Origin of the sequence: Clostridium beijerinckii, from assembly GCA_003129525.1 — a bacterium.
Classification (GTDB): Bacteria; Bacillota; Clostridia; order Clostridiales; family Clostridiaceae; genus Clostridium; species Clostridium beijerinckii_D.
The window spans coordinates 2,999,629-3,017,806 of the sequence record CP029329.1; the positions used below are offsets into that span (position 1 = coordinate 2,999,629).

The 18,178-nt window shown below is 28.5% G+C and carries 16 protein-coding genes and 3 pseudogenes; 14 read left to right on the plus strand and 5 right to left on the minus strand.

What is annotated here, in order from left to right; all coding sequences use genetic code 11:
• Nucleotides 1-699: 699 nt before the first annotated feature.
• The 4 genes from DIC82_13230 to DIC82_13245 all read left to right on the plus strand — a co-directional run bounded on the left by DIC82_13230 (nt 700) and on the right by DIC82_13245 (nt 6,368).
• A complete protein-coding gene (locus tag DIC82_13230) occupies nt 700-1,338 on the plus strand; it encodes a hypothetical protein (protein AWK51921.1) in 639 nt (212 codons plus the stop codon).
• A gap of 106 nt (nt 1,339-1,444) precedes the next feature.
• Nucleotides 1,445-1,993, plus strand: a complete 549-nt coding sequence (locus DIC82_13235; protein AWK51922.1) for a hemerythrin — start codon at nt 1,445-1,447, stop codon at nt 1,991-1,993.
• Between the two features lie 321 nt (nt 1,994-2,314).
• Nucleotides 2,315-5,830: a pyruvate:ferredoxin (flavodoxin) oxidoreductase gene (nifJ, locus tag DIC82_13240; GenBank protein ID AWK53089.1), complete on the plus strand. Its 3,516-nt coding sequence runs from the start codon at nt 2,315-2,317 to the stop codon at nt 5,828-5,830.
• Between the two features lie 235 nt (nt 5,831-6,065).
• The gene (locus DIC82_13245; GenBank protein ID AWK51923.1) at nt 6,066-6,368 is read left to right on the plus strand and encodes a hypothetical protein; all 303 of its coding nucleotides are present in this window, start codon (nt 6,066-6,068) and stop codon (nt 6,366-6,368) included.
• Nucleotides 6,369-6,559: 191 nt separating this feature from the next.
• Here the strand turns inward: DIC82_13245 and DIC82_13250 are convergent, their stop codons facing one another.
• Complete coding sequence (locus DIC82_13250; protein ID AWK51924.1) at nt 6,560-7,309, minus strand: hypothetical protein; 750 nt, start codon at nt 7,307-7,309, stop codon at nt 6,560-6,562.
• Nucleotides 7,310-7,399: 90 nt separating this feature from the next.
• Here DIC82_13250 and DIC82_13255 point away from each other — a divergent pair, with 90 nt between their 5' ends.
• A complete protein-coding gene (locus DIC82_13255) occupies nt 7,400-7,834 on the plus strand; it encodes a hypothetical protein (GenBank protein ID AWK51925.1) in 435 nt (144 codons plus the stop codon).
• Between the two features lie 146 nt (nt 7,835-7,980).
• Here DIC82_13255 and DIC82_13260 read toward each other — a convergent pair whose 3' ends face one another.
• Both DIC82_13260 and DIC82_13265 read right to left on the minus strand, forming a co-directional pair.
• Nucleotides 7,981-8,487, minus strand: a complete 507-nt coding sequence (locus tag DIC82_13260) for a flavin reductase (GenBank protein AWK51926.1) — start codon at nt 8,485-8,487, stop codon at nt 7,981-7,983.
• Nucleotides 8,488-8,665: 178 nt separating this feature from the next.
• A pseudogene (locus DIC82_13265) lies at nt 8,666-8,827 on the minus strand (LysR family transcriptional regulator).
• Here DIC82_13265 and DIC82_13270 point away from each other — a divergent pair.
• The 6 genes and pseudogenes from DIC82_13270 (at nt 8,824) to DIC82_13295 (ending at nt 14,584) form a co-directional block, all read left to right on the plus strand.
• Nucleotides 8,824-9,027: pseudogene (locus DIC82_13270) on the plus strand (2-dehydropantoate 2-reductase). The pseudogenes DIC82_13265 and DIC82_13270 overlap by 4 nt on opposite strands.
• A gap of 313 nt (nt 9,028-9,340) precedes the next feature.
• Nucleotides 9,341-10,135 (plus strand): short-chain dehydrogenase, encoded by a 795-nt coding sequence (locus DIC82_13275; GenBank protein ID AWK51927.1) that lies wholly within the window; start codon nt 9,341-9,343, stop codon nt 10,133-10,135.
• Between the two features lie 158 nt (nt 10,136-10,293).
• Nucleotides 10,294-11,067 carry a hypothetical protein gene (locus DIC82_13280; protein ID AWK51928.1) on the plus strand — a complete coding sequence of 258 codons (774 nt, stop codon included), beginning with the start codon at nt 10,294-10,296 and terminating at the stop codon, nt 11,065-11,067.
• A 248-nt stretch (nt 11,068-11,315) separates the two neighbouring features.
• Nucleotides 11,316-11,690: a CopY/TcrY family copper transport repressor gene (locus DIC82_13285; GenBank protein AWK51929.1), complete on the plus strand. Its 375-nt coding sequence runs from the start codon at nt 11,316-11,318 to the stop codon at nt 11,688-11,690.
• Nucleotides 11,691-11,757: 67 nt separating this feature from the next.
• Nucleotides 11,758-13,248: a hypothetical protein gene (locus DIC82_13290; protein ID AWK51930.1), complete on the plus strand. Its 1,491-nt coding sequence runs from the start codon at nt 11,758-11,760 to the stop codon at nt 13,246-13,248.
• A 236-nt stretch (nt 13,249-13,484) separates the two neighbouring features.
• Nucleotides 13,485-14,584: pseudogene (locus DIC82_13295) on the plus strand (glucose sorbosone dehydrogenase).
• Between the two features lie 160 nt (nt 14,585-14,744).
• On the opposite strand, the gene DIC82_13300 reads toward DIC82_13295, so the two are convergent.
• Nucleotides 14,745-15,023: a hypothetical protein gene (locus DIC82_13300; protein AWK51931.1), complete on the minus strand. Its 279-nt coding sequence runs from the start codon at nt 15,021-15,023 to the stop codon at nt 14,745-14,747.
• A 328-nt stretch (nt 15,024-15,351) separates the two neighbouring features.
• Between DIC82_13300 and DIC82_13305 the strand changes: the two genes are divergently transcribed.
• The 3 genes from DIC82_13305 (at nt 15,352) to DIC82_13315 (ending at nt 17,388) form a co-directional block, all read left to right on the plus strand.
• Nucleotides 15,352-16,035: a hypothetical protein gene (locus DIC82_13305; GenBank protein AWK51932.1), complete on the plus strand. Its 684-nt coding sequence runs from the start codon at nt 15,352-15,354 to the stop codon at nt 16,033-16,035.
• 88 nt (nt 16,036-16,123) lie between these two features.
• On the plus strand, nt 16,124-16,513 hold the full coding sequence (locus DIC82_13310) for a hypothetical protein (protein ID AWK51933.1): 390 nt from the start codon (nt 16,124-16,126) through the stop codon (nt 16,511-16,513).
• A gap of 89 nt (nt 16,514-16,602) precedes the next feature.
• Nucleotides 16,603-17,388, plus strand: a complete 786-nt coding sequence (locus tag DIC82_13315) for an rRNA pseudouridine synthase (protein ID AWK51934.1) — start codon at nt 16,603-16,605, stop codon at nt 17,386-17,388.
• A 200-nt stretch (nt 17,389-17,588) separates the two neighbouring features.
• Here the strand turns inward: DIC82_13315 and DIC82_13320 are convergent, their stop codons facing one another.
• Nucleotides 17,589-18,017, minus strand: a complete 429-nt coding sequence (locus DIC82_13320) for a CBS domain-containing protein (protein ID AWK51935.1) — start codon at nt 18,015-18,017, stop codon at nt 17,589-17,591.
• Nucleotides 18,018-18,178: the final 161 nt, after the last annotated feature.

Here is an 18,178-nt window from a genome sequence, read left to right on the forward strand (position 1 = left end):
TAATCTACCTCATTTTTTATTTCTTTTAAAATCATTAGATAATTATAATAATGATTATCTTTTTTACAATTTAAAATTCTGATACATAGTTATAAATAGGTAGTCCACTAGTATAGATATCTTTATTTATGATGATAATAATGTCAAATAAAAAAAGAGGATGAAAATTTATAATGAAGATATTAAGAAAAATATTAATAATAATAATTACTATTATATAAATACTTAGAAATGAAAAGGTTGATCGTTTGTTATTAAATATAGTGGATGTAAGACATGCACAAGAAGTCATTAATTTATATAAATAATTATAGGTAGTAATTTAATACTACCTATTTTCTTAAATATTGGGAATAAGGGGAACTTATTCATTAAATATTATTGACGAGAACTTAATATATTATACAAATAAATAAAAAAAGATTTATTTGTATAAAAAAGTATTTAAAAAGCGAGAATTAATTTTAATTACATCTTATATTTATGTAACATATGATACATAAATATAAGAATAAGTATAGTATGATTTTAGTATAGAAATAAGATACTAAGAAGAAAGCTTAAATATTCTATTCGCCAGAAAAACGTCAAAAAGATTTAGAATATTTTAAAGTATTTTATATAACATAAATAATAGTTATTTTTAATAAATGGTTTAACAACAATATTTTAATAGATTTTAAATTAGGAGGAGATACAATGAGTTTATATTTAGGAAAAGTACATTATTGGTTATTTAATAAAATTTTATGGTTTGAAGGATTAGAAAATGAAATAATTGCTCTAGGAAAAAATGAAGGATTAGATATAGATAATTTGTCAAAGGAGATTAATGATAAATATGGAGAACAAACTCCAAAACTTCCATTAGAGGAAATGATTGATACAACTAATATTCATGGATGGCTACAAGAAAAAATAAATTCTGCTGAAGGAAGAATGGCTGCATGGACAACTAAAGTTCTTAACAACAATAGTAAAGCTACTTTAAAAATGGAGAATGTTTACACTAATCAAGGAATAAAAGCAGCTCAAGAAGTAAAACAAAATGGTAATGAAATTACAACAGCTGTAGATATATTTAATAGTATAAATGATTATATATTAGATGGAATGCCATGCGATAGAGTTAATGAAGTCATTACATCAGAAGAAAATATAGTAGAGTGGAAGAGACGAGTTTGTGTTCATGAACATATATGGAATAAGGAACAAGGAGATGTTGGTTACTTTTATAAATTAAGAGACTTATGGATAAAATCTTTTGTAAGTGAAATTAATTCAAATTTCGAATACATTGAAAGAGAAGACAGTATAAAAGCAATAATAAGAAAATGAAAAAATATAAATATAAAAATTGAATAAATAATAAGAAAAGTGCATAAAAATATGTTGGTTTAATGGAATTTATTTATAAAATACTTTTATAAGTAGGAGGAAAAATATGAATACTATAGATTTAATGATGGAAGAACATAAGTATATTAAGCGTATGTTAGTTGTTGTAAGAAAAGCATGTTTTAAAGTAGTTGAAGGTGAAGATATAAATTATGAAGATTTTAATTCAATGATAGGTTTTATTAGAAACTTTGCAGATTCACATCATCATAAAAAGGAAGAAGTAATGCTTTTTAATAAAATGGTAGATGAAATAGGAGAAACAGCAGAAAAAGTTATAAAACATGGGATGCTCGTAGAACATGACCTTGGAAGATTTTATATAAAGAGCCTTGAAGAAGCCTTGGAAAATTATCAAAGTGGCAACAAAGAAGCTATATTAGATGTAATTTCAAATGCTATTTCTTATACACATTTATTAGAAAGGCATATTGACAAAGAGGATAAAGTTATATATAAATTCGCACAGAGGGAATTAAATGAAGATAGTTTAAAAAATATAGACAATGAATGTTTTGAATTTGAAAATACCAATTCTAATGTAAAAGAAGAAAACATATATATATTAGAGAGATTAGAAACAAAATATAATTAAATAAAATGTTAGAAAGATGAACGTAATGTTTGTTCTATTTATTTAGAATAAATATTACGTTCATTTTTATTCTCTAAATTAGTTAAATAGATAATATTAGAAATAAAATTGTAAATAAACTAGTAGAAAGACATTACTTTAAAAATATAGAAAGTTGATTAAATTAAAAAAGTGAAAAAATACATATGAATGATATTTTAAGATAATATATCTTAGTTATTTAGGAAGAGATGAATAACTAAGATACATATAGTGAATAATATTAATGCAAAAATAATAAGCCAAAATATTTTAGATAAGAAAGATAATGAGGTAAATATGATGAGAAAAATGAAAACTATGGATGGTAATACGGCTGCTGCATATATATCTTATGCATTCACAGAAGTAGCAGTGATTTTCCCAATAACCCCTTCATCTCCAATGGCAGAACACGTTGATGAATGGGTTTCACAAGGTAAGAAAAACATTTTTGGTCAACCAGTAAAAGTTGTTGAAATGCAATCAGAAGCTGGAGCTGCAGGTGCACTTCATGGATCCCTTCAAGCAGGTGCACTTACAAGTACTTATACGGCATCACAAGGATTATTACTTATGATACCTAACATGTATAAGATAGCAGGAGAACTACTTCCATGTGTTATACATGTGGCAGCTCGTGCACTTACAACGTCATCATTAAATATATTTGGAGACCATCAAGATGTTATGGCTGCAAGGCAAACTGGATTTGCAATACTTGCAGAAGCATCTGTTCAAGAAGTCATGGATTTAAGTGGAGTTGCACATTTAGCAACATTAAAATCAAGAATGCCATTTATGAATTTCTTCGATGGATTTAGAACTTCACATGAAATACAAAAAATAGAAGTAATTGAACAAGAAGAACTTGCTAAACTAGTAGATTACAAAGCTATTGATGATTTTAGAAAAAGAGCATTAAATCCAGATCATCCTGTTACAAGGGGAACTGCACAAAACCCAGATATTTATTTCCAAACAAGGGAAGCTGTAAATAAATATTATGATGATATTCCAGAAATTGTTGAAGAATATATGAGTAAAATCACAAAGCTAACAGGTAGAGAATATCATTGTTTTGATTATTATGGAGCACCTGATGCAGATAGAATTATTATTTCTATGGGTTCTGTAAATGATGTTGTAGAAGAAACTGTTGACTACTTAAATGGAAATAAGCAAAAAGTAGGCCTAGTTAAAGTAAGACTGTATAGACCTTTTTCTATGGAAAAATTATTAAAGGTTATTCCTAAAACTGTACAAAAAATTGCTGTTTTAGATAAAACAAAAGAACCAGGCTCCATTGGAGAACCATTATACTTAGACATAGTAAGATCTTTCTTTGGAAAACAAAATGCACCTGTTATTGTGGGAGGAAGATTTGGCCTTGGTTCAAAAGACCCAACTCCAGTTCATATAGCTGCTGTTTTTGATAATTTAATATTAGCTGAGCCAAAGAATAATTTCACAATAGGAATAATTGATGATGTCACAAATACTTCACTTAGACCACTTGATGATATTGATGCAACACCAAAAGGAATTACATCATGTAAGTTCTGGGGACTTGGATCAGATGGTACTGTTGGAGCAAATAAAAGTGCCATTAAGATTATTGGAGATCACACAGATATGTATGCTCAAGGATACTTTGATTATGATTCAAAAAAATCTGGTGGTATAACAGTTTCACATTTAAGATTTGGTACTACATTAATAAAATCACGTTATTTAATTGACAGAGCAGATTTTATTGCATGTCATAATCAATCATATGTTTACAAGTATCATGTACTTAGAGGCTTAAAAAAGAATTCTAAGTTCTTATTAAATACAATTTGGACACCGGAAGAGTTAACTGAAAGGTTGCCAGCATCAATGAAGAGATATATTGCAGTAAATGATATAGAATTTTATACAATAAATGCTGTTAAAATAGCTCAAGATGTTGGACTTGGTGGAAGAATAAATATGATAATGCAAGCTGCATTCTTTAAGATAGCCAATATAATTCCAGTAGAAGATGCTGTTAAGTATTTAAAAGAAGCAGTTGTTTCATCATATGGTAAAAAAGGTGAAAAGATTGTTAATATGAATCATCAAGCCATAGATTCAGGCACACAAGGAATAGTTAAAATTAAAGTTCCAGTTGATTGGAGTACTGCTGAAGATGATAAGCTTGAACACAACGAAGATTATCCAGAGTTTGTAAAAGAAATTGTAAAACCAATGAATAGGCTAGAAGGAGATTCTATGCCAGTTTCAACATTTATTAATGCAGGAATGCAAGACGGTACATTTATGCATGGAACTACAGCATATGAAAAGAGAGGAATAGCTGTAAATGTTCCAGAATGGATACCAGAAAATTGTATACAATGTAATCAATGTGCATTTGTATGTCCACATGCTACAATTAGAGCATTTTTATTAAACGATGAAGAAAAAGCTAAAGCTCCAGAAAGTGTAAAGACACTTGCGCCTAAAGGTCTTAAGAGTGATGAAAATTTATATTTTTCAATTGGAGTTACTCCACTTGATTGTACTGGATGTGGAAATTGTGCACAAATATGTCCAGCACCAGGTAAAGCGTTAGTTATGAAATCACAAGATAGTCAACACGAACAAATAGAAGCTTGGAATTATACAATTGAAAAGGTAATGGCTAAAAATCCATTAAATAAAAATACTCTTAAAGGAAGTCAATTTGAAAGACCATTACTTGAATATAATGGTGCTTGTGCAGGGTGTGGTGAAACACCATATGCAAGACTTGTAACTCAGTTATTTGGAGATAGAATGATGATTGCAAATGCTACAGGATGTTCTTCAATTTGGGCTGCGAGTACACCAGCAAGTGCATACACAATTAATCAACAAGGTCATGGACCAGCATGGGCTAATTCATTATTTGAAGATAATGCTGAATTTGGATATGGAATGTATTTAGGCGTAAAAACTATAAGAGAAAGAGTAGCTCATAATATTTCACTTGCCATTGAAAACGATATTCCGGAAAATACCAAGGAGGTTCTAAAAGATTGGTTAGATCATAAAGATAGTGGAGATGGTACTAGAGATAGAGCAAAGAGATTAATAGAAGTTCTTGAAAATGATAATAGTGAATGGGCTAAAGAGATTTTAAAAGATAAAGAATTCTTTGTTAAGAGATCACAATGGATATTTGGTGGTGATGGTTGGGCTTATGATATTGGATATGGCGGTCTTGATCATGTACTTGCAAGTAATGAAAATGTAAATATATTAGTATTTGATACAGAAATTTATTCCAATACAGGTGGTCAATCTTCAAAATCTACTCCAACAGCTGCAATAGCAAAATTTGCTGCATCTGGTAAGAGAACTAAGAAAAAGGATCTAGGGAGAATGGCAATGACTTATGGATATGTGTATGTTGCTCAAATTTCCATGGGAGCAGATAAAAATCAAACTCTTAAGGCTATAGCAGAAGCAGAAGCATATGATGGACCATCACTAATAATAGCTTACTCTACATGTATCAGCCATGGAATTAAAGTAGGGATGTCTAATTCTCAAGAAGAAGAGAAAAAGGCTGTTGAATGTGGATATTGGCAACTTTATAGATATAATCCTGCACTAAAAGGACAAAAAAATCCATTTACATTGGATTCTAAAGAACCAAAGAGCAATTTCAAAGACTTCTTAATGGGAGAAGTACGATATGCATCACTTGCTAAAGCATTCCCAGAAGAAGCAGATGCATTATTTGAAAAAACTGAAAAAGATGCAATGGAGAGATTAGATATTTATAAAGGATTAGCTAGTCAAGAATAAAATATATAAATTATTTATAAATAGTATATCAACTATATGTTACATAATTGATATACTATTTCTTATTTCTTTTAATAAAAAGTATCTCTTTTAAATCTGTGGATTAGGCTTAGAGGTACAGCATCTATGTTGTACAACTTTTGTGAGGTTTATTAATAAACGCTTCATAAATTAGGCTTTTAAAACATATAATTTTTGTGATATAATCGTCTTTGAAATGAGGTGTTTAAAACTTATGGCAAAGAAAACCAGTAGAAATACAGATATACTAAAAGAAACTAAGAACACAACTCATCCTAAAGTATATTATTTATTAGTAAAACTAGTAAATGAAAATAGGGGAGATTTAGCAGAAGATGTTTTGAAAATAGATTATTTATTGACGTATGCAAATACCTGCATTAAAGATAAGGATTTTAGACAGGCAAAAGATACAATGGAAATGATAAAGAGTAGAATGGATAAGTTAATAGATAATGATGTTAATGTTGAATATTTAATGTGTCTTTATGATGGACTTAAATTTAAGATGAAGTAAAAAACAAAATGTTATATTAAATTATAAAAATACTTAAAATAATTGATTATTTTAAGTATTTTTATAATTTCAAGGAGTATATGTAGGATAAAATATGCTAAATGAAATTTAAAAATTTAGATTATATATATGAAAGTGAAGGACTAATAATTTAATATCATAATATATTTTACCATCAATAATAGCTTGAGCTATATTAATGGTAAAAATATTGATTCTCCTAAAGATAAATCATTGTTTGGTAAGTCATTAATATATACTAAAATTTTAGTTATAGAATTTACATCATATGTATTATAATATTTTTGACATATACTATACCAAGTATCACCAGTTGTTACAAGGTGCATAGTTCCAGTTGTAATAATAGATTCAGGAATGAAAAGCGTAAAGCCACTATTTATATTATCTACATCATTTATTTTATTAATAGATTTTATAAGTTTAAGGCTAGTATTCAAATTACATGTATTTTCATATTTTCTAGCAACTTGAGTTAACGTTTCGCCTGATTTTAATATATAATTAGTACATTTCAAATTATTTAAAAAAATTGATATAGTGATAGTTTTCTTCTCTGTATTTATAGCATTAGAAATATTATTAGATATAGCATAGGTATCACTATTTTTAGTATTATTGTCTATGACATTAGATGAATTTTCTTTAATTATATAGGGCTTCTGCCTAGTTTGCGTGTTATCTAAAAAAATACTACCATTTTTAGATGAATTATCATTTATTTCTGGTATGTTGAAAAATAGAGAGTATGTTAAATATGATGTGATTATAATAAGTAATGATATTAGCAATTTATTTTTCATTTTTCCTTTCCTTTCAATTACATTTTTGTTATTTATGATTGTCATAAAACACGAATAATATTCAAAAAATAGGATTTTTAAACAGCATATAAATTTTACGTGATGATTTTCATACATTTATAGCAGTATAGTCAAAATAGTGCTATAATAAATTAATATTCATTAAGTAATTAATGACTAAATAAATATGTAAAGTGAGAACCATAAATGAGATTTGAAGGTTTAGAAAAAACAATAAATAAGTTAGATAATGATATTGAAGCTTTAAGAAGAGTTAAACAATACTTATCCAATAAAGATGAAATTAACGAAGTTAGTGATTTATTAAATAAGGAAAGACAAGTATATGCAGATGAGCTATATCTAGGTGATGCAGCAGTTTATCCAGAATGTATAGAACTTATAACTGGATTATTAGATAAGGAATTAGGTAAAGAAGATCAATTAGACTTATTAGAAAAGATAAAAGAAATACACGGAAGAAAATCACCAAATGTATCTAAAAAAAGTCATGGACTTAATGCATGGCTTAAATTTCTTGATGTTCAATGTGATTGGGTAGAAAATTCAAACACTGATTGGTCAACATTGATTATAAAAGGATACACACCAAGAATTAACAATCAAAACAAAAATATATAGTATTACAGATGAGTTTTTGTGTTATGCAAACACTCATTTTTTTATGTCTAGGAAAGTGTGGAATTTTATAAAACAACAAAATAGGTTAAATAAAAGCTTATCTTAAATAAATTACTATTAAGATAAGCATTAAAAAATTATTATAATTATTCTTTTACTAATACTTTTAATATTTCACTGATATAAATTGTATGATAATCTTTATCAGGATACATCGTTGCATCATACTCAGGGGTATCAAAATTTTCCGATTTAACATCGGTATGGTACATCTTTTTGCATACAAAAACCATTTTTGCTTCATCAAAATAAGTATTCTCTTCATTGAAAATAGGAGTTAGGTTTGCTTTCTCCACTTTATTTACATCTCTTCCGGAAACACTTCCACAAATACCTAAAGATTTTTTATAATCTTCTTTAAAAAATGATAATGTAAATGTGTCATTTGAATCTATAAATTGTTTTGTATAGCGACTTGGTCTAATGTATATTGTAGCTGAGTTTTTGCCCCAAAAGACTCCCAACCCACCCCAACTTGCAGTCATAGTATTAAATTTCCCTTCAGTACCAGCAGTGATTAACAACCATTCATCACCAATAAGTGTGAATGGATTCATATTCAAATTTTTAATTTCAATCTCTTTAAATGACATGTATATACCTCCTTGTAGTAATTTATATTTATTTTAAGTTTATTACAATAAACGTGCAATTATACAGTATTTTTAAAAGACACAAAGAATAACATATTAATAGATATCACGTCTTTGACTCAATATTTTTGGCAAATCTAAATTTAGGAATATTCAAAAAATAATAAGTTAGTATACATTATTCCCTTAAAAAATCTATAAGGGTTTTTGTTGCTATAGATAGATTGGATGAGTTTTTATAAATAACACCAATATATCTAGGAGGAATAGGAAATTCTAAAGGAATCTCTATAAGAGTTTTATTTTCTAAATCAGTATGTAAAAAATCTTTTATGATGGAATAAGTATGTGTTTAATTGTGCATTTAATGTAACAGACTCCTATTATGATGTTAAAGTAAAGGGAATTCTGGAAGATAAAATGAAATTTGAGCTTGAGTTATTCTGTGGAGATCTATGCCGCATGGGAATAGATGTTGGAGTACCAATACCTTATACTCAAAAAGCTTATGAAAAGCTTAAAATTTTGCAACCTATGTAAGAAACTTATAATGCAATAATAACTTAACCTCCACTATGTAATATTAATGAATAGAAGCTTCGAATTTTTTATGTTTAAAAATTCTTAATTCTGATTAATAAGTTTTTGATTGCGCTTCGTGCCTTTTTCATAGGTGCGTACTTTTTTTAGTGCATATTCTGAAGAATATATATGGAGAAGAATATATATGGTAAAATTCTATAGAATAAATATGATTTAGAATTTTACCATATTAGAATATAGAGAGGCAGGTGAACTTTAGTGTGAGTTTGATACTTGTGATTTATAATATACTCTTACACTAAAGATAAGTATGAATTTTAATAATAAAGTTTGTGTAATTACAGGTGGGGCATTAGGTATTGGCAGATGCTTGACACGTGAATATGCAAAAAGTGGTGCAAAAGTTATTTTTATTGATAATGATAAAAAAGCAGGAGAGGAAAATTTAGAATATATTAAAGAAACCGGTGGAGAAGCTTTATTTTTCTTGGGAGATATTTCTGAAGAAAAGACTTTATATGATTTTTCAAACATGGTAATAAGGGAATATGGAAAAATCGATTATCTTATTAATAATGCGTGCATAAGTAAAAAAGGAATTCTTTCCAAATGTTCTTATGAAGATTTTAATTACGTTCTCAAAGTTGGAGTCACTGCACCGTATATGTTAACTCAATTATTTATTAGTAATTTTAATGATAATGGTTCTATTGTAAACATTTCATCTACTAGAGCTCATATGTCTCAAGCTGATACGGAAAGTTATACAGCAGCCAAAGGTGGAATCTTAGCTCTCACACATGGTCTTTCAGTAAGTCTTTCTAATAAGGTGAGGGTAAATTCAATAAGCCCAGGATGGATTGATACAGGTGCCTATTATGATGAAAAGTATGTACCCATTTATAGCAAAGGTGATATATTTCAACATTCATCAGGAAGAGTAGGAGATCCAAGAGATATCGCAAGAGTGGCTATGTTTTTATGTGATGAGGAGAATAGTTTTATGAATGGAGAAAACATTAATGTTGATGGTGGTATGACAAAGCTCATGATTTATCATGATGATAATGGGTGGAAGTATGATGGTAAGGATGAGGACTGTTAAATAATTTTAAACTTAAATAAGCTTACTGATAAAAATGACAGTAATTTCTTATTTGAAATTTTAGGATTTTAGTGGAGATAAACTACAGACATATGATACACATATTAAAAATGCCTACATATACTAATTTCAGAATAAAAATAAAGAGAGGCTATAATATGTGGTCTGACAATGATTTATTGGATACAATAAAAATGTTTTTACCACCTACATCTAAAATTGTCTTATTTGGGACAGAATTAAAAAAAACAGCAGTAGAGCTTATAGACCTTGATGGAGATAACATATTAGAATTAGTTGGTGCTTATTACTGGCAAGGTGAAATTTATATTATTATGTTAAAATACTATGGCAATGCTTGGCATGTGCTAGATACAGTCAAAGGAAAGGGTTATAATATAACCGACTTTGAAGTTGCTCCAATTACTAGTAAATACAAAAATAACTTAGTAGTAGGTTGGCAAGTTGGAGCAATATGGTCAGATCTTAGTGTTTACGAATTAATAGATTCAAAATTAATAGATTTAATTAATGGAAATAAGTACTTTAGCGTGATAGATGTTGATGATATTGAAAGTACACAAGAGAAAAATGGAACATATGAATTAGCTCTTTGGATTCATAATACAGGAGAAGCTTATAGGCTAGAAATATATAGATGGTCAGATAACAAGCTTGAGTTATCATTAGATGTATATCCTTATTATTTTGAAAAAGTAGCCGATTATTATAAAAAGGTATTAGAAGAAAAGGATTCAACTATTTATTGGTATTATCTAGCAGATGCACAAATAAAAACATGTAATATTAAGGAAGCATGCGAGTCTATTGACAAAGCTTTATCCTTTGAATATCCATATCCATCAATAGAAAAACTAATTCAGTTAAAAAACAAATATGTAAATATAGACCATTCTCTAATAAGTATGTAATAGATTTTTCATCAATAGAGTACATTCCTTCTAAAACAGAAAAGGATATTCACAATAAAAGATAGATTATTTGTATTAGTGCAGTTGAATGAAACAAGTTATTCTTAATTAGCTAGTATATCAGAAAACTATAGAATAATATATGTTCAAATTCTGGATTATATTTTTATGAATAAACTCCTTGACAACTCCTTCCTACAAATGTAGTCTATATATATAGACTACATTTGTAGGAAGGAGTTGTAATTTTGAAAAGAAACAATTGTAAAATATCAGATGCTGAGTGGATTGTAATGAGGGTACTGTGGGCACAATCTCCATTAACTACTACTAAGATAATTGAAGCTTTAAATACTGACATTAATTGGAGCCCTAAAACTATTCATTCCCTTATTAGCAGATTAGTTAAAAAGGAGGTACTTGGCGTTGATAAAAGTTTTGGTCAGCATCAGTTTTATCCATTAGTGGTAAAGGAGGAATGTGTGAAGGAAGAGACAGTGTCCTTTATCCAAAAAATATATGAAGGATCTTTTTACAATATGGTTGTGAATTTTATAAATGACGATAAAATCTCACAAAAAGAAATCGAAGAATTAAAAAAGATGTTAGATGAAAAAAGTTAAAAAAAGAGGCAGGTGACTATATATTAATATATTAAAACTATTTGAACACATTATATTAGTATCTATAATGGGTAGTATATTAGCTATAGGGATATTGTTAGTAAAAAGCATTTTAAGGCAAAAGCTCAGCGCAAAGTTTCATTATTATATCTGGTTTTTACTTGTACTTAGACTTTTAATTCCCTTAAGTGTGGAAAGTCCATTAAGCTTGCTTAATTTTATCCCAAAATATCAACAGAGTAATATACTTTATATAGCAGAGCAAAACTTATCAAGCATTCAAATATCAAATACAAATAGCACTAATACCAATTTAAATTTAGAAGATAGTAATAATAATTCAGCATATAAAATTAAAGAATTCGGATTTAATTTTGAAACATTGACTTTGGTGTGGCTAATAGGCACTTCTGGAATTCTGTTATATATTATTTCCATCAATATATTATTGTTGTTGAGATTAAAAAAGTATCCTAAATGTGATGAACAGGATATTATTAGAATTCTCGAACAATGTAAATCAAGACTTAAAATCAATTTTAAAGTATCAATTGTGTATTATGGACTTCTTAAATCACCTATGTTGTACGGAGTAATACAACCGAAAATATTGATTTCTCCAGAAATTATAAAGAGCCTGTCAGAAGAAGAAATTAAGTATGTATTTATGCATGAATTAGCGCATATCAAGAGAAGGGACTTGATAGTAAATGTTGTTTGTATGCTAATACAAGCGGTTTATTGGTTTAATCCTATAATATGGTATTCAATTTATAAAATGAAACAGGATTGTGAAATTTCTTGTGATGCAACTGTGTTAACTGTATTAAGTTCTGAAGAGAACAAAAAATATGGACATACTATTATCAACATGATGAAAGTGATTTCAGAACGACATTGGATTTCTGGAACTGTTGGTTTTGCAAGTAAGTATAATAAAAGGAGAATAATTATGATAACTATATTTAAAAAAACATCAATTAAATGGATGAGTGTAGCAGCCTTATTTATAGCTATTTTGGCAGTAGGATGTTTAAGCCTAAATGTTACTAGTACTAGAAAAGATGAAATTATTGAAAAACAGCTTATAAGTAGTAATACCTCAAATATATCAGAACAAGATACTACAAAAATATCAGGCACAGAAAACAACGAAAATTTAAATGAATCAAAAGATAATAATAAGAAGAACAGTTATTTGCAATATATAAGTTTATTAGGGTTAAGTAAAGAAAAACTTCTAAGCAACTTGAATGAGGAACCAACTTCTGTGGACGAAGGTGGATTAGAGTTTAAAAAAGCTGGTATAAGAGTTTGGTTTGATCAAGAACAAAATGCATCGGTAAGTCAGATATTTACTCAAAGAACAGATATTGATTTGAATGGTGTAAAAATTGGAGATAACGTTGATAAATTCAAAAAAGTGTTTGGAAATCCTGTAAGCGATGAAAATGGGGATATACATTTTAAATATAAAGAAGATGCATTCATATCTGTAATTTATGACTCAAAGACAGAAGAAACAAAGGCTGTGTATTTTTTAAAAGAGAATTTTTAAAGACGGAGGATAATTTATATATACTATTGTATTTAAAGTGGGGGCTTAGAGCGAGTAATGAAAGATAAATAAGAATGAGGCCTTGGGTTTATGCAACTGAAATTCCAAGGTTCTTTCATTGATAGTAAAGCTGAATAATTAAACTCTTATACGAATAATATTGTAATTAGATAAATAATAAGATAAAAAGTGAAAAAATTTATAAGTGTATTCAATTAAGTTTGGAGGATAACAGTATGAAAAAAATAACTTTCAATATTTTATCTAATATGATATTTCGTGGCCGTGATTTAGGAAAGAACAAAGTAAAAGCAATAACATCAAGGCAATTTCCTTACGAAATTAAAGTTATCGCTGAAAATCTATATGTACCTTGGGCCATAGATATGAGTGATGAAGGTAAACTGTATTTTACAGAACGATCTGGAGTAATTAGAATTATTGAAGATGGTAAACTTAATCCACAGCCATTAATCACATTATCTGCACCCTTTGTAAGTCAGGGGAAGGAGGACTTATGGGTATTGCTCTAGATCAAAATTATTTACAAAACCATTATATATATGTTATGAATTCATATGGAGAAGGTAATCAAATTTATAACCGTGTTGTAAGATTAGTTGAAAACAATAATAAGGCATCCATTGATCGAATTATTTTGGATAAAATCCCTGGTGGACGAATTCATAATGGTGGAAGGTTAAAGATAGGCCCGGATCAGAAATTATATATAACAACGGGAGATGCAGGTAATTCTGTATTAGCACAAGACCCAACAAGTACTGCTGGAAAAATACTCCGAATAGAATTAGATGGAAAGGTTCCTAAAGACAATCCAATTACTAATTCACTTGTTTATAGCTTAGGTCACAGAAATCCTCAAGGCTTAACGTGGAATTCAAAAAACGTATTGTATGAATCAGAGCATGGACAATCAGCACATGATGAGATAAACATAATTAAGCCTGGAGGCAATTATGGCTGGCCTTTAGTTCAAGGAAATGAAGAATCTACGGAAGTTATGGTACAAAAGCCATTGATACACAGTAGAGAAGAAACATGGGCGCCCTCTGGTATAACCTTCGCAAAACAAGGACCATGGCAAGGAAAATTACTCGTTACTAATTTACGTGGACAGCAATTACTTGTTATCTCGCTTAATGGAAATGGAACGGTAGTTAAGAATGTAGAATCATATCTTAAGAATGAGTATGGACGTTTGCGTGAGGTTATTCAGGGGAAAGATGGATCACTCTATCTGACAACAAGTAATAGGGATGGCAGAGGGAACCCTGATATAACTGATGATAAAATTATCAGTCTCATTCCGAAATAAAGTACTAGAGCACTTCTTCTCATTGGCTGTTTTAACATTCACCTTAAATATTACAGAGAGAACTAATCGTAGACTATTTAAAACTAAAGATTTCACTGCGGTAAAGTCTTTGTTTTAAATAGCCTTTTATTTTAATTATTACATTTAAAATTTTCTGATTTTATATTTCCCCTTTCTTTTCAAATTCATCATCTTCTTTATTCATATCAGAATATTTTATTAGTGTAGGTATTCTTTCAGTAGTATCTGAACTATTTTCATTTTTAATGCTTATGTCACTTAAATTATAACTATCTTTTGAAGTTGAAACATTACTAGTAGCCTGACTTATATTTCTAGCATAAGAAGAAGGGTCTGATTTTGATGAATGGATATCAGTTAATTTATCTGTGTCATAATCTCCTGGAGTTGAATTATAAGGCATTTTTTCTTTATTCATAGCAATCACTCCTAACATAATAATTTTAATTTTTAAATTTATTCATAGTATTTAATATCCTAAGTAAGAACATAATTAAATTAAAAGAAATAAAATTTAATTACAGAAGTATTATTTGAAAAAATAGGTTTATTAATGCGTGAAATATTTAGATAATTATTAATTTTAATGGATTATGCTATCTGAGAATTAAATAATACGGTACTCACTAAATATCATGATATAATAAGACTATATTTATGGAGTCAAGTCACAAGGAAAAATAGTAAAGAAAGGAAGTAAGTATTTGGAGTGAGGTATGTAGATATGCTCTCTCTAAAGAAAGAATATGAGTTTATTAACTAATAAGAAATCAATTATAATCATTTTTATAGCTTTATTTCTAACTGTAATAGTAGGATGTTCAAGTACAACTAAACCTTCAAGTGATACATCAAATAACAGTGAAAGTAAGAATGAAGTCAATGATGAGCAAGATTCATCTACTAATAACTCTTCACCAACTAAAGATAATGGAATAACAAGTTCTGAAAATAATTCACAAAAAATAATTATTGATAATATTAAGCATTTAGCAGGAGAAGGGAAAATTATTAATTGCGATTTTCCAGTTAAGTCTACAAACTTACAAGATATAGAGAAAAAGTGGGGGAAAGCAGATAAATCAGATTGGATATCAAATGCTAAGGGGAATTATGTCACTTATTCAAAGTATAATGTAGTTTTTGGCTCTAACAAAGGTGATCAAATTTTCGAAGTTAGATCATTTGATAGTCAATTAAAACAAATTTCTCTTTCTATGATAAAAGATTATTTTGGAACTCCTGCTCATGATGTAAAATACAACGGTGAAGAAATCATAGGCTATGCATCAGGAAATGAATATAAACTTTTATTTGTATTTAAAGAACCTACAAAAAGTAATAGCAATCCTCAATTAGATCACTATTCTGTTTTATACCCTAAAGGCACTATTAATAATATGGCTGACGATCCAGGTAGAGAATGGTGAATAATCAATGTCCCACGGCAAAACTATTTACTTAATTTCCGAATATTGGTTATTAAGGTTGCTAAAAGGGCTTATGAAAGGAGAAATTATGGAAGAAAACAAAGTTACTTCAAAGTCAATTGATGAATATATTTTTAAATTTTCTCTCGACGTTCAAGAAATACTTGAAATGTTAAGAAAAGTTATAAAAGAGTCTGCACCAGATGCAGAAGAAAAAATAAGTTATCAAATGCCTACTTTTGTGTTGCATGGGAATTTGGTTCATTTTGCTGCTTATAAAAATCATATAGGATTTTATCCAACTCCTAGTGGAATTGATGCATTTAAAGATGAATTGTCGGAATTTAAAGGAGCAAAAGGATCAGTACAATTTCCTATAGAAAAACCAATCCCTTATGAATTAATTAGTAAGATAGTTAAATTTAGAGTTGATGAAAATATAAAAAAAGCGGAATATAAATTGAAAAATAAGAAATAACTCCAATTTATTTAAATGTTTCAGTTTTTAATTATTAGATATTAAATCTTAAAGAAATCTGTTTACCAAAGAAAGAGAAGTGATAAGATATGAGATTAGATAAATTTTTAGCAGAATCATCTGTTGGAACAAGAAAAAAGGTTAGGACTTATATTGAAGAAGGTATGGTAAAGGTAAATGGAGACATGATAACAGAACCGGCAATAGAAATTAATGAAAGTTCTGATGTTATTGAGTATCTTGGTAAACCAGTTGTTTATACTGGAAAAGTATATTATATGTTTAATAAACCTGCTGGTTACATTACTGCAAGAAAAGATAAAGCTCATAAAACAGTATTTGATTTTTTTGATGATATTAAAATGAATGGAGTATTTCATGTTGGAAGACTAGACAAGGATACAGAAGGATTATTGCTTTTTACCAACGATGGTGAATTTGAACACCAATTAATGTACCCACAAAAGCATGTTGAAAAAACTTACTTTTTTTGGGCTTTGGGTTCTTTGGACGAAGATGATAGGAAGCAATTAGAGCAAGGAATTTACATTGGAAAAGGTGAAATACTAACGAAACCTGCAAAAATAGAAGTGCAAAGATGTGGGATGTATAAAGAGTTTAAACATGAAATTGATATTGAGAATTTGAACAATATAGATTCAAATCATTATAACCAGCCCGTTGTATCTGGATATCTTACTATTTCAGAGGGACGTAAGCACCAAGTGAAGCGTATGTTAAAGGCAGTAGGCTGTTATGTTGTATATTTAAAGAGGATTTCCATTGGAGGATTAATGTTAGATGAATCACTTAAAAAAGGTCAGTATAGATTCTTGACAGAAGTGGAAATTCAAAAGTTATTGGGAAAAGTATAAGTATTTTTTAGATATGATTTTATAATGCAATATCACATAGGGATTACTAAAATACATTATAGATTAAGTCTTATAATACTTATAATTTAGGAATTTAATATTAGAGAATAGGCGTAACCACATAACTTAAAAGGAGCTGTTGCAAAATAGAAATTTAATCTCTATTTTGAACAGCTCACTTTTTTATATTGATATGATAACTATATGTGGCTTTTTCCAGGTTCTGAAATGTTTTTAAGAGCTTCTTCTGCATTATCTTGAAGGTTAGGTTCTAATGAAATATCTCCAAGAGAAACTATTCCAACAAGATTATTATTTTGAATAATAGGCAGTCTTCTTATTTGTTGTTCGCTCATTATTTTTGCTGCATCATGAATATCCATATCAGGGCTTCCAGTAACAGGATTTGAAGTCATGATATCCCTTATTTTTTGTTGATTTGTATTCACACCTGCTGCTACGGATTTTAATGTAATATCTCTGTCTGTAACTATTCCAACTAATTTTTCCTGATTGCATACAGGTATTGAACCTATATCAAACTGATTCATCAACTGAGCTGCCCTCTCAATAGAATCCTCTGAGTTTAGACTTACTATATCTTTTGACATTATATCTTTTACTATCATAGCATTCACCTCCTTAAATATATTTCCCAATGAATATGTTTTTTATTATAAAAGAAATGAAAATGTTTTAAATGTCTATATTGTGGTATAATAAGGGCTTTAAGTAAGTAAAATTGTAAGTGATTTTTAGGAGAGGAGCGTATAATGAAATTTTCTAAATG

What these genes read in the sequence shown, in the direction of transcription:
- DIC82_13230 (AWK51921.1), top strand. Translation starts at nt 700, where the DNA reads ATGAGTTTATATTTAGGAAAAGTACATTATTGGTTATTTAATAAAATT.
- DIC82_13235 (AWK51922.1), top strand. Translation starts at nt 1,445, where the DNA reads ATGAATACTATAGATTTAATGATGGAAGAACATAAGTATATTAAGCGT.
- nifJ (AWK53089.1), top strand. Translation starts at nt 2,315, where the DNA reads ATGAGAAAAATGAAAACTATGGATGGTAATACGGCTGCTGCATATATA.
- DIC82_13245 (AWK51923.1), top strand. Translation starts at nt 6,066, where the DNA reads ATGGCAAAGAAAACCAGTAGAAATACAGATATACTAAAAGAAACTAAG.
- DIC82_13250 (AWK51924.1), bottom strand. Translation starts at nt 7,309, where the DNA reads ATGTATGAAAATCATCACGTAAAATTTATATGCTGTTTAAAAATCCTA.
- DIC82_13255 (AWK51925.1), top strand. Translation starts at nt 7,400, where the DNA reads ATGAGATTTGAAGGTTTAGAAAAAACAATAAATAAGTTAGATAATGAT.
- DIC82_13260 (AWK51926.1), bottom strand. Translation starts at nt 8,487, where the DNA reads ATGTCATTTAAAGAGATTGAAATTAAAAATTTGAATATGAATCCATTC.
- DIC82_13275 (AWK51927.1), top strand. Translation starts at nt 9,341, where the DNA reads ATGAATTTTAATAATAAAGTTTGTGTAATTACAGGTGGGGCATTAGGT.
- DIC82_13280 (AWK51928.1), top strand. Translation starts at nt 10,294, where the DNA reads ATGTGGTCTGACAATGATTTATTGGATACAATAAAAATGTTTTTACCA.
- DIC82_13290 (AWK51930.1), top strand. Translation starts at nt 11,758, where the DNA reads ATGGGTAGTATATTAGCTATAGGGATATTGTTAGTAAAAAGCATTTTA.
- DIC82_13300 (AWK51931.1), bottom strand. Translation starts at nt 15,023, where the DNA reads ATGAATAAAGAAAAAATGCCTTATAATTCAACTCCAGGAGATTATGAC.
- DIC82_13305 (AWK51932.1), top strand. Translation starts at nt 15,352, where the DNA reads ATGAGTTTATTAACTAATAAGAAATCAATTATAATCATTTTTATAGCT.
- DIC82_13310 (AWK51933.1), top strand. Translation starts at nt 16,124, where the DNA reads ATGGAAGAAAACAAAGTTACTTCAAAGTCAATTGATGAATATATTTTT.
- DIC82_13315 (AWK51934.1), top strand. Translation starts at nt 16,603, where the DNA reads ATGAGATTAGATAAATTTTTAGCAGAATCATCTGTTGGAACAAGAAAA.
- DIC82_13320 (AWK51935.1), bottom strand. Translation starts at nt 18,017, where the DNA reads ATGATAGTAAAAGATATAATGTCAAAAGATATAGTAAGTCTAAACTCA.